The sequence below is a fragment of the Pseudobdellovibrionaceae bacterium genome, from assembly GCA_020635075.1.
GTDB lineage: Bacteria > Bdellovibrionota > Bdellovibrionia > Bdellovibrionales > UBA1609 > JADZEO01.
Genome location: JACKAM010000002.1, coordinates 323,683 through 335,499 on the forward strand (window position 1 = coordinate 323,683; position 11,817 = coordinate 335,499).

11 protein-coding genes are annotated in these 11,817 nt (G+C 51.7%); 6 read left to right on the plus strand and 5 right to left on the minus strand.

Annotated elements, in window-relative coordinates; translation table 11 throughout:
• The first annotated feature begins 29 nt into the window (after window positions 1-29).
• Window positions 30-731 (plus strand): hypothetical protein, encoded by a 702-nt coding sequence (locus H6624_11195; GenBank protein MCB9084903.1) that lies wholly within the window; start codon window positions 30-32, stop codon window positions 729-731.
• 25 nt (window positions 732-756) lie between these two features.
• Here the strand turns inward: H6624_11195 and speB are convergent, their stop codons facing one another.
• Both speB and H6624_11205 read right to left on the minus strand, forming a co-directional pair.
• Window positions 757-1,689, minus strand: coding sequence for an agmatinase (gene speB, locus H6624_11200; protein ID MCB9084904.1), 933 nt, complete (start codon window positions 1,687-1,689; stop codon window positions 757-759).
• A 74-nt stretch (window positions 1,690-1,763) separates the two neighbouring features.
• Window positions 1,764-2,366 (minus strand): hypothetical protein, encoded by a 603-nt coding sequence (locus tag H6624_11205; GenBank protein MCB9084905.1) that lies wholly within the window; start codon window positions 2,364-2,366, stop codon window positions 1,764-1,766.
• 50 nt (window positions 2,367-2,416) lie between these two features.
• On the opposite strand from H6624_11205, the gene H6624_11210 reads away from it, so the two are divergent.
• Genes H6624_11210 through H6624_11220 form a run of 3 tightly spaced genes read left to right on the plus strand, consistent with a single transcriptional unit; the run spans window position 2,417 to window position 5,092 of the window.
• Complete coding sequence (locus tag H6624_11210) at window positions 2,417-3,400, plus strand: A/G-specific adenine glycosylase (GenBank protein ID MCB9084906.1); 984 nt, start codon at window positions 2,417-2,419, stop codon at window positions 3,398-3,400.
• A 24-nt stretch (window positions 3,401-3,424) separates the two neighbouring features.
• Entirely contained in the window at window positions 3,425-4,519 is a 1,095-nt protein-coding gene (locus tag H6624_11215) for a PD40 domain-containing protein (GenBank protein ID MCB9084907.1), read from the plus strand.
• Between the two features lie 21 nt (window positions 4,520-4,540).
• On the plus strand, window positions 4,541-5,092 hold the full coding sequence (locus tag H6624_11220) for a hypothetical protein (protein MCB9084908.1): 552 nt from the start codon (window positions 4,541-4,543) through the stop codon (window positions 5,090-5,092).
• Window positions 5,093-5,105: 13 nt separating this feature from the next.
• Here H6624_11220 and H6624_11225 read toward each other — a convergent pair whose 3' ends face one another.
• Both H6624_11225 and H6624_11230 read right to left on the minus strand, forming a co-directional pair.
• On the minus strand, window positions 5,106-7,013 hold the full coding sequence (locus tag H6624_11225) for a DEAD/DEAH box helicase (protein MCB9084909.1): 1,908 nt from the start codon (window positions 7,011-7,013) through the stop codon (window positions 5,106-5,108).
• Window positions 7,014-7,117: 104 nt separating this feature from the next.
• On the minus strand, window positions 7,118-7,939 hold the full coding sequence (locus H6624_11230) for an alpha/beta hydrolase (GenBank protein ID MCB9084910.1): 822 nt from the start codon (window positions 7,937-7,939) through the stop codon (window positions 7,118-7,120).
• A 54-nt stretch (window positions 7,940-7,993) separates the two neighbouring features.
• Here H6624_11230 and H6624_11235 point away from each other — a divergent pair, with 54 nt between their 5' ends.
• Window positions 7,994-9,271, plus strand: a complete 1,278-nt coding sequence (locus H6624_11235) for a CCA tRNA nucleotidyltransferase (protein ID MCB9084911.1) — start codon at window positions 7,994-7,996, stop codon at window positions 9,269-9,271.
• A 171-nt stretch (window positions 9,272-9,442) separates the two neighbouring features.
• On the plus strand, window positions 9,443-9,682 hold the full coding sequence (gene tatA, locus H6624_11240) for a twin-arginine translocase TatA/TatE family subunit (GenBank protein MCB9084912.1): 240 nt from the start codon (window positions 9,443-9,445) through the stop codon (window positions 9,680-9,682).
• A gap of 88 nt (window positions 9,683-9,770) precedes the next feature.
• Here the strand turns inward: tatA and H6624_11245 are convergent, their stop codons facing one another.
• Window positions 9,771-11,807 carry a transketolase gene (locus H6624_11245; GenBank protein MCB9084913.1) on the minus strand — a complete coding sequence of 679 codons (2,037 nt, stop codon included), beginning with the start codon at window positions 11,805-11,807 and terminating at the stop codon, window positions 9,771-9,773.
• Window positions 11,808-11,817: the final 10 nt, after the last annotated feature.

Below are 11,817 nucleotides of genomic sequence, written 5' to 3' on the forward strand. Positions count from 1 at the left end.
CCCCACCAACTTGGAAAGGCCTCTTCTCCATGGAACGACAAAACTGGCTCATCGGCCTACTCATCACTCTTGCGTCCCTGTTCTTTTTCGCCAAGTCTTGGGCTTTTGATCTGCCCAAATTTACCAAGGGATCCGGAGCGCGATTTGAGTTAAAACTCTCATCCGGCTCCGCGGAGGTGGCCATCACCGTTGCCGACAGCACCAGCAATCAAGTCGCACTTGAGTACTACTTCAAAGACTTGTCCTTCATTGGTATTGAAATGTGGCAGCGCTATCATGTTCAGCCTCAAGGTAAAAAAATAAAACTCAGTGACGGTTATGTTCTCATGCCTCAGTTTGGCCAAACCGCCATGAAGCTCACTCCCGACTATCTTGAGGGCTTTGACGGCGTCCAGGTGTCCAGTTTTATGATGGGCTCAGAAGAGGAGCTCAATGCCCATAAAGTCGGAGTGGAAAAAGTCACCGTCCCTGCTGGCACGGTGGAGGCCACTCACTATCGAGTGAAGGAACGGGGGCAAACCATTGATTTTTGGATCCACGAGAGCGCCAAGCCCATTGGCATTGTGAAAATTGTTTCCTCAGGTAAGGAACTCAAACACAACTACACCATGCAGTTGAAGTCGCTGATCCAAAACAGCAGTCCGAAAATTGATCCTAAGACAGCTGGCCCACTGACCAAAGAGGCCAAAACCTTCTTACCAAAAGTCGGCACTAGCTTGATGGTACATTAGTTGGTGCCTTGATGCCGCTTTCAATCTAGCTCGGAGCCATCAAACAGAGAATCTCGAACATCGTATCCACGGCTGCAAGCGATGTGATGTCGGCATGATCGAAAGGTGGAGAGACCTCCACGATGTCAGCGGATACTAGTTTATTGATTTTAAGCGCCCGCAGAATCTGTTGAGTTTCATAGGTGGTCAAACCACCCACGACAGGAGTCCCCGTTCCCGGTGCATAGGCCGGGTCCAAGCAATCAATGTCAAAGCTCAGGTAAACGGGTTTGTCACTGAAATCTGGAAGTGTCTTAAGAACCTCAGACAGATGCTGACTGCGAATGTCATCAACTGTCAGCGCCTTAAGCCCATGTCTTTTGACAAAGTCCAAATCATCGCCGCCAGCTAAGGGCCCGCGAATGCCAATTTGCAGAGACGAGCTCGGGTCAAGCAACCCCTCGTCAATGGCGTGACGAACAAAAGATCCATGATGATATTCACAATCCCATGCGGCCGGATAAGTATCCAAATGAGCGTCAAAGTGAACGAGGGAAAGCTTTTCACCCGCATGGCGCCTCACCGTGCGAAGAAGGGGCAGGGTGACGGAGTGATCTCCACCGACAGCCAAAAAGCGCTTGCCGTGTTTCAGCACATTGGCGAAGTAATCCTCAATTCCTGTGTAGGCTTGCTTTTGATCAATGGGAACCACAGGGCAGTCCCCCACATCAGCAATCTTCAAGCGTTCAAAGACATTCGTGGCCCGAGACCAGTGAAAGCCCCTGCCAAGAGACGATGCCTCGCGAATGCGCGAAGGTGCAAATCGAGCTCCCGGGCGGTAGGATACACCCCCGTCATAAGGAACTCCAGCAATGGCCACGTCAAAGGCCTCGGTAATCGGTACGTGAGGCAAGCGGAAAAAAGTTTTGATGCCGGCAAAGCGTGGCTGTTCGCGACCGCTGAGTGGTTTAAATTCCATGCATCCAATCTATCGGGGGGAGTTTCCACTGGCAAACAGAGATTGGCTTGCCGCAGCGCCTAGCCTGCCTACATTTAAAAGGAACCCTTGGTGCGACCTGCAGCCCACTCCAGTTGCCCTGACTTACCCAGCCTGAGACTGTAGGGTTCCTTGCGATCCACCTGAAAAAGATTCTTTTTCGAACTGCCAGCCTCCTCATTCAGACGGCGTCGGCGCTTCTGCACCACCTCCTCGACCTTTTTATCCCACTTGGTCCCCGTCAACTCGTAGAGATACCATTTGAGGTCTTGAATACCCGCATCTCCAACTGGCGAAGTCCACATCTCCAACTCCACAATCCAACGGGCTCCCAGTTGTCTCAGACCCACCCTCTCCCAAATAACACTCTCTTCAGCCAAGGGTAGTTCATGAACTGCTTTCCAAGTCCCGTCATCGATGGTGATCTTGTCTTTGGAAAATCGAACTTGGTAGGAATGGAGTTTGAGGTGACAACTCTTAAGATCCATTTCCTTTTTTGTACACCGTTGACTCAATTGACCTTTGGCAGTGGCCTTTTTCGCCGGGACCTCGGCACCAGCGATTACCTGAGGACCCGTCCAAAGGAGGAGAAACAAAACAAATACATAGACGACCGATCGCATAGAAACCATGATTTCATAGTTCAATGGGAATGCCAATTGGCTCCCCGCTTGAAATCCGATCCAACTCCAGTTATGACTTTTGTCCAATGAAGAAACCAGCGCGCCAAAGTCTTTTAAATTGGTATCAGGATAACCGGCGGCCACTCCCCTGGAGAGAAAACCCCAATCCCTACTCCATTTGGCTCAGTGAGACCATGCTCCAGCAGACCACTATCCAAGTGGTCATCCCCTACTACGAAAAATTTCTCGCCTTGTTTCCACGGATTGAGACCCTTGCCTGCGCACAGGAATCGAAAGTCTTAAAGGCCTGGGCCGGACTTGGCTACTACAGTCGTGCGCGCAACCTTCATCGAGCGGCCAAGGCCCTGCACCAGTTGGGATATTTTCCACAAACCTACGGTGAGCTTCTCAAGCTTCCCGGCTTTGGACCCTACACCTCAAGGGCTGTGAGTAGCATCGCCTTTGGTGAAAGGGTGGGGGTTTTAGATGGCAATGTCATCCGACTCTTGAGCCGCTATCACGGAAAAGATGTGGAATGGTGGAAGCCCGCTGGACGACAGGTTCTTCAAGATCTGGCAGACAAAGTGGTCCTGGACTTTCCGCCGGGTGATATGAATCAAGCGATGATGGATTTGGGTTCTACCATCTGCTCCAAGACAAGACCCCTCTGCGCCCTGTGTCCCTTGCACCGCAGTTGCCTGGGATTAAAACAGGACCTTGTAGCTCAGCTTCCACGCAAAAAGCCACGAAAGGCGAAGGAGGTCTGGGTCTGGGAACCTGAGGTGTGGCTGCGCAACAATAAAGTGGCACTCCACTGGAATGAAAGCCAAGTTCCCTTTCTCAAAAAGCGTTGGCTTTTGCCCGGAATAGCTCGGCAACTCAAACAGAAACCCACGGCATTTGTGTTTCGGCACAGCATCACCCATCACGACATTTACGTGACTCCAGTACGGAAGAAGGGACGGCGTCCAGACAAAGACTGGCAATGGGTCCCGGTGCGAGACATCGCCGAGTGGATTCCTGCTTCTTTGGTTAAAAAGACTCTCCATCATTCCGATATTCATGTGTAAGGACAATTGACTTTGGAGACCGCTTTGCGACTTTACCGCCACCCCGGAACTTGGATCTTGCTGTTGGGATTTGGTTTTCTTTTTTCCTGTCAGTCGGAACAGAAATCCAAGGATGCGGGCGAGACGGCTGGCGTAACCAAACCTCAACCCAAACCGCCCAAGGGCTACGAGCCGGCAGAAGCAAAGCTGGTCACTGGAGAGGGTGAAAACTGGGACGGCCATTTTTCTCCGGACGGCCGTAAGGTTCTTTACTTGAGCAAAAATCGCCCCAAGCATAAGCACAGTCAAGTCTATGAGTTTGACCGGGTGACTCTTCGCCATCGACGGATCACCTTTCACGACGGTGAGAACTCTGGTCCGCGATATGACTCCAGTGGGAAGTGGATCCTCTATGCCAGCACCACAGACGAAATTAAGGAAAACCCGGCCTATATTCAGAAAGCTCTAAAAGAACTGAGTAGTGCCAAAACTGAAGAAAAGACGGTCACCTCAACCTCATCGGCAGCACCGTGGTTGGAGCTTCCTTACGAAATCTACCGCAGCAGCACAAATGGCAACGATATAGAGCGCCTGACTCACACTCCAAGCTACGATGCCGAGGCCTCTTATCATCCATCCTTGCCGACAATCTTGTTTACTTCCGTTCGCCATGGTCGTCCCATGCTTTACATGATGAATGTGGACGGTTCCTCACAAAAACTGTTAAGTGATTCGCGTTTTATCGAAGCCGAGGGACAGTTCCACCCCGGTGGCAAGGAGCTTGTTTTTGTCCGCTATTCCTCGGACATGAAACAAGCTCAAATCGTATTTAAAGACACTAAAACCAAAGAAGAAAAAAACCTGACCTTACCTACCGCCGTGAGTTGGTCGCCCGTTTGGCTACCTGACGGGGAGCACATCCTGTTTGCCTCCAATCTGGACGATCCGGAGAACTTTGAGATTTATGCGATCAAAAAGGACGGGAGCTGCCTCCAAAGACTCACCTACTCCCTGGGTAATGACGTTCAACCCGCCATTAGTCCTGATGGCAAGAGCGTTCTTTTTACCAGCGATCGCGGTGGAAGCCGTCAATTGTATTTAATGGACTTTAAGCCTCCCACCACTTGCCCCAAATCTTAATCCTGTTTTATTCTAATAAAGATGAAGGCCTTAACTTTACTTTCGATTTTCGTAACTCTTGGACTGTCACTTGATACTGAGGCGGCACCCATTCCGGCCACATCCAGCTCTTTTGTGATTTCCAGCCACATCGGCAAGTTTATTTCCAATCATGGATTTTCCATCCACGCCGATCAAACTGACTGGATTCACAGTCCGCCCCCTGAGGACAACCCTTACATCGCAACCCTTTACCGCTCGCCTTCAACAGAACTAGGCGTGCAACCGGCTCTCACCGTACGAGTGGATGAACTGGACACCAAACAAACTCTTAAACGGTATGTGAAAAAGTGGCTCAAGGATTACCCTCGCTTTGGCTTTGAAATCCTCAAGGCCAAGCCAATCAAGATAAATGACCAGAGAGCGTTTCTGCTCGATATGGTTAACCGCCAGACGTCCAAACAACTGCGCCAGGTGGTCTTTCTCAAACAAAAAAAGGCCGTCATCCTCACCTGCCGCGGACACCATAAGTCCTTCAACGATACAGTCGGCAACTGTAACAATATCATTGCCAACTTCCGCTGGAGCCAATAGGTACCTTACTTACCTAATTCCCAAAGATCTTCTTAAAGAACCCGGACACTTTCTTGCCGATGGATTTTTGTGCAGGAGCACTGGACGCCACTGGCTTGGAGGACTTTCCTGAGTGTCGACGGGATTGTTGCTGACCACCTTTGGTCTGCTGACCCTGTCCCTGCTGCTGACGGTCTCTTTGCTCACCCTGCGGGCGACCTCCACGCCGGCGACGACGTTTGTTGTTGCGACGCTGATTTCCGTCGCGCCCTTGGCCACCCTGCTGCTGTCCTTGGCCTCCACCACCGCCGGAAGAACCGTGGCGACCAGTAGTTCGATCACGATGACCACTTGGCGAGCCTTGCTGCTGAGAAGGTTGATTCTCCCCACCTTCCTCACGGCGACCTTTAAAATCCCTATCCCGATTGCGGTTACGGTTGCGATTGCGCGAACTCTTTTTCTGAGAGCGCTCGCCACCACTTGCCTGTTGCTGATTGGAATCGTCTCTTTGTCCATCCCGAGGAGGGCGACGACGGCGACCATCCTGACGACGATCCCCACGGCGACCGGCCCCGCGGTCTCCGCCAGTTTTTTTGTCCGCCATACGGGGACGCCTCGGGTAGGGACCTAACTCTCTGTCCCTGGGAAACTCCTCATATTGCTGGAGAAGATGTTCATCCTCAATCCAACCGATTTCCAGCTTATGCCCTAGGTAGTCTTCAATTCGGCGAAGGGCATCGATATCCCGGTCACCGACAAAACTATAGGCGTGCCCATTGGCGCCAGCCCGCCCAGTGCGACCGATGCGGTGAACATAGTTTTCCGGATCATCCGGCAACTCAAAGTTGAAAACCATGTCCACGCCTTGAATATCCAAACCACGGGCGGCCAAATCCGTGGCGACAAGAATGTTTCTTTCGTTGTCGCTTTTGAACTGCCCCATCACCCGATTGCGCTGGGCCTGGGTCATGAGGCTCGAAATCCCCACTGCGGGAACTCCGTTCTTATTCAAAAACTGAGTGATGCGCTCTACATTACGCTTGAAATTGCTAAAGACAATGGCCTGACGAGGTCCCTCCTTTTTGAGTAGAGATAGGAGGTACATGGGCTTGTCATCGTGGCCGACGTGAAAAATGGCATCATCAACATTTTCAGCCTTGGGTTGATCCTTACTGACGTTGATCTCAACTGGTTCAGAACCAAATTCGTAACAAACATTGAGAACATCAAAGTTCAAAGTAGCACTAAAAACCAACATTTGCCGGTCGCCCGGGATGCGCTTCAGAATGTACTTCATGTCATCCTTAAAGCCCATATCAAACATACGGTCGGCCTCATCAAAAACCACCGCCCGGACCTGACGAAGATCCACCACGTGTTCTTTGTATAGATCAATCAATCGACCCGGAGTGGCCACGACAAATTCCAAGCCATGACCGATGGCCTTTTTCTGCTTATCGTAAGCCGTGCCACCATAGATGGCCGTGCAGCGAATGCCCGCATCTCCACCAAGGGAAGCCACATTCTGATAAACCTGCTCCGCCAATTCCCGCGTGGGAACTAAAACCAAAATATAATTGGATTTTTCCCACTCCACAAAGGCACGTTTCGAGGGTGGCACAACGGGAGAATCCTCACTGCCATCGGCCTTGGCATTTTCATTAACAATGCCTTCGATCTCTTTGGTTTTAGCTTCGACAATTTCATCGCCATGTAAAGCTTTGCCGGCTGTCTCCGCTTCTTGAGCACGCAATATGCGCTCTATGAGAGGCAACACAAATGCCGCCGTTTTTCCGGTTCCGGTTTGCGCCAGACCGGCCACGTCTTTTCCCTCTAAAATAGGTGGAATGGCCAATTCTTGAATTGGTGTGCAATCAGTAAAGTTGCTTTTCTTGATTCCCGCAAACAGCGAGGGATGTAGATCCAGTTCAGTAAATTTCACCCGAGAAGATCCCTAGGAGCTGACTCACATTGTCATTAGTTACAATGGCTTAGTATACGAACAGAAGGGGGTTTGTCAAAGAGCAAGAATTCTCAGACATTTATTCATCTGTTGGCAAAAAACTGAGTCAGGGCCTCAATAAAGGCCTGAGGTTGGTCAAAGTGAACCCAGTGGCCCGATTCCGGGATTTGCACCCCTGTAATCAGGGGGTTGGCCGCCACCATTCTGTGAAAAACCTCTTCGCTTAACTCCTCACTCCGACTCCCCCGGATGACCAGGGTCGGACCCTTAAGAGCCCGGATTTGGTCCCACCGTTCATAGGCCCTCCCCTCCCTGACGCTACTGAGGATCGCCTTGGGAGAGAACCGCCAATCGGCCCTTCCATCCTCGCGAGTGGCAATATTAGTGTAAAAATACTGAGCCAGAACCTGGGACTTGGGTCCACTGCCAATGCGACGGGGAAACTCCTCATCAAAAAACTGCTTGGCCGCTCTTTTGTCCGCAAAAGGGGTGGGGACCTGATCGAGATAAAACTCGATCTGCTTGACGGCGTCCGGATGGGAGTCCGGGCCGATGTCTTCAATCACCAGTTTTGCCACGCGTTGCGGATACAGATGAGCAAAGGCTAGGGCATTTCGCCCACCCATCGAGTGACCCACCAGGAGGATAGCCTCCTCCCCCCAACCCAGTTCTTCCAAGATTTTGTGCAGATCCCGAGCGTAGTCCTCAGGCGAAAAGCCAAACTCGGGATGAAAAGACCGACCATGCCCCCTCTGATCCAAGAGCAGAATGTGATAGTCCTTTTCGAAGGCTGGCGTGATCTTTCGCCAATTGGCTCCCGACCCCATCAGGCCATGTAGGAAAATAAGCTTCGGTCCACCTGGATTTCCCAGTACTTGAGTGTGGAAGTTCTCCAAATAAGCCACCTAAACCCCTTCCCGTTTGACCCTTAATGCAAGACGCGTCATTATGATCTCGGGATGGAAGTTACAAAAAAGCCCTGTTTACATCAAGAGTGGATTGACCGTGAGGCCCTGGATATTGTCCGTACCCTCCAATCCCAAGGATTCATTACCTATTTGGTCGGCGGTTGCGTGCGTGACCTCCTTTTGAGCAAACACCCCAAGGACTATGATATCGCCACCGATGCCCGCCCCGGGGACGTTAAAAGACACGTACGCAATGCCTATGTGATTGGTAAGCGCTTTCGCCTGGTGCTGGTCAAACGCGGTGACCAGCAGTTTGAGGTGGCCACCTTCCGCCGTGATTTGGTCGAGGACGAAGAGCTTCCCGAGCATATTTCTTCTGGAGACAATCTTTTTGGCACTCCAGAGCAGGACGCCAACCGTCGGGACTTTACCATCAACGGCCTGCTCTATGATCCGATGGAGAACAAGCTCATCGATTACTGCGAGGGTCTTCCTGACTTGGACGAAAAAATGGTGAGGATGATCGGCGATCCAGACCGCCGGCTGCGCGAAGATCCCATCCGAATTTTGCGCGGTATTCGCCTGGCTCATCTGGTGAGATTTACCTTAGAGCCCAATCTACGCTCAGCCATGGAAGCCAATGCCTCCACACTTTTGGAAACGGCACTTCCCCGTCGACGCGAGGAGTTTCTTAAGTTTTTGCGGCTCGATGATCCCTCACAGGCCTTCATTGAGTCCTTTGATCTGGGACTCCTTAAGTATATTGCCCCACATCTACATGAGGTTTTGGCCGACAAGAACAAGGCCGAAATGTTCACTCATCTGGTCTCTCGCTTTCACGAAAAGCCTCTTGATCATAAGGACCCTCTGCAACTGTTTGGCGCACTGATCCTTGCCTACTACCGGACGATGTTTAATGCCGACCCGGAACAGGCGGTTTCGACCAACCAAATTCTGGACAACCCCGACATGCTGGCTCTGATGCGTGATGAGTTGGGCATGTTTAAGATGGAACAGGCCATGGTCGCCAAGGCTCTTCATATGCAAAGTACTTTGCGCAAGCGCTCGGAGTTTGAAAATCGAGGGGAAAAACGACAGCTGGCTGTCTTGCAGACAGAAGCTTTCCCCTTAGCCCTGCAATTTGCCAGTCGTGATTATAGTTTGTCGGGCGAGGACTGGCTGTTCTGGGCTCAACACTATGAGCAATCTCAAGAAAAAATCGCTGCCGCCCAGGCGAAGAGCCGTCGCACCAGGCGACGCACGCGACGAAAGCGCCCCGCTAAAAAGGGCGGCAAAAGCGAACAGTCCTCAGCCAACAACCAATCCTAGACCGAACCTGTGACCCATATCAGACAATGGTAGAACGCGGCAAAAGACCAAAGCGTTCATGACCATCTGGCCTTTAGACGTTGATCCCCTGGCTTAGTCATGGCAAAAAAGGTAGATTAGTGATGTGAATGGTGAGAAGAGCACATTTTGGCCTTCTTCTGAGGAGCAACTATGAGTCCGTCAATTTGGCAAATTCTGATTATCCTGGTTATTGTCCTTCTGTTGTTTGGCCCCTCTAAAATCCCCGGACTGGGTAAATCCTTAGGCGAAGCCATTCGCGGATTCAAAAAGGGCATCTCGGAAGATCCGGAGATTGACGTCACAGATTCTGCCAAGCGCGAACAAATTGCCGACAACGAAAAGGCCGGCGCCGGCCAAAAAGCCAAGACTAAAGAAACCAACAAATCCTGAGTTCCTTTGTCCCGTCCCAATCGGCGTGAACGATAAAAAAGACCACCATGAAGTGGCTTTTTTATTCTCGAAATCTTGTTTGATTCTCCTATAAACTGCGTGCCGCTTCAGCCATGGCCCGGCTGTCAATGCCATGCTTGGCATAAAGCTCATCAGCCAGATAGGCACTTTGCCCGAACTCACCGTTCACACCGAGAGATTTTACTCTTAGTGCCGCGCCTTCTTGAGCCAAGGCATGGACGGCAATGGCCCCCATGCCACCAACAAGCTGATGGTCTTCGGCAGTCACCAAGCGCCCTTCTGTCTTGGCTAAACACTGTTTCAGTGTCGCCACATCTGGAGAACCGAGGCAAGATGCATTGACGACAAGAGCTCCAATGCCCTCTGTTGCCAAGGTCTCGGCCGCGGCTAATGCATGGGGAGCTAATGATCCGCCGACAAGTAGAGTGACCGACTTGTTTTTCCCAGCCGAGGTGTCGGCAAGAATCTGAGCTTTACCCAATTCATACTTGGCACCTTCAGAGCTGTAACTGCGGGGGAAGTTCTCGCGACCCAAAAAGAAAATGGTCGTTGGGGGAACTTTGCCCTCTTTGCGCATCTTATGAAAACGATCTACCGCCTGGCCCACGAGGGCGTCGGCCTCATCACTGCAAGTCAGAGCGTAGGTTTCACAATGGGGGATCGACGCCGTCATGCCCAACCAACTCAATGCCTGGTGGGAGGCTCCATCAGCCGCATCCTGAAAACCGGTGTGAGAGAAAAAGGCCAACATGGGGGCCTGAGACAAGGAAGCCATCATCAGTGGCAAAGCCCCTTTGGTCACACCAAACTGAGCAAAGGTATCCACCACGGGAATAAAACCTTCTTTGGAAAGACCCGCGGCCACACTGACCATATTGGCCTCCGCCACACCCACGTCCTGAGTGCACTCGGGAAAGGCTTTTTGAAAATCAGCCGTACCCGTTGAACCCGGCAAATCCGAAGAGATGGAAAGAATGGGCAAACCCTCTTTGCGCTTGCGAATGAGAGCCGCACTGACGCCTTTTTGGATTTTTTCACTGGGAATAGAGGAAGAGCCACCGGGACTGGATTTCTTTCCATTGTGCTGAGTGACCATTTCTTCAACCCAGGCCTGAAAATCAGCCGGCACGGTTTCACCACCGTAGATCTCAGACAGAAAAGTCGGAAGTTGCCCTGGCTCCTTCAATGGAAATCCATGTCCCCCGCTGGCGGATTCTTCAGTGGCTTTCACTCCGTAGCCCTTGATAGTCTTGGCGTGGATGGCAACTGGCTGCTTCGGATTGGCTTCGGCTTGGGCCATCGCCTCTTCCAAAACCGTGACACAAGCTTGAAGGTCATGGGGATGAGCCATGTGAAGAACCTTCCACCCCTGCGTCGCTAAAGACTCAAAGCTGGGCTGCATGGAAAAGGAATCCTTATCAATTCGTCCAGTCAACTTGGTATTGTTGTCACTCACAATCAAAACAAATGGCGCCATTTTTCCTTTTTGCGCCAACCCGGGAATGGCTGCCAAGGCCTCACGGGCTTCACCTTCCATACAGGCACCGTCGGAAATGGCCGTGATGGTCAAGCGATTGCGACCCGCAAGGTGATCAGCAAAGGCCAGGCCCTGAGCCTGGGGCAAACTTGAGCCCAAGGGTCCATTACTCAGATAAACGCCATCAGCAAACAGGTGGGATTCACCATGACCCGTCAGTTTACTTTGGATGGAGCGAAAGCCCTTAAGGCTTTCCAAGGTCAGGTCTGCAAATCCATAGTTGGCTTTCAAGGCATAGATGCCATTCTCACAGTGACCTGCATCGTTAATCAGGTGGGCCACTTCATACCATGGTTTATTTTCTTTATTCGCCCGGTGAAAAACTAACCCATAGGCGGCAGCCATCAGTTCAGCAAAAGCGGATGGACCCCCAAAGTGACTGGCGGCTCCACCGAGTACTGCCTGCATGTCCATCAAGGACACCATGGCCCGGGTCGCCCGGGGATCTGCCATTTTAACCTTGTCGCCACCTTTGAGTGTGACCTCCTGGGCCCACTTGGGATCTTGATCGGGAGTGGGGGCGAGGGGGTTTTTAAGAGCAAGAGGAGTCACAACAGGCTCAGCCATTTTTTGCCTC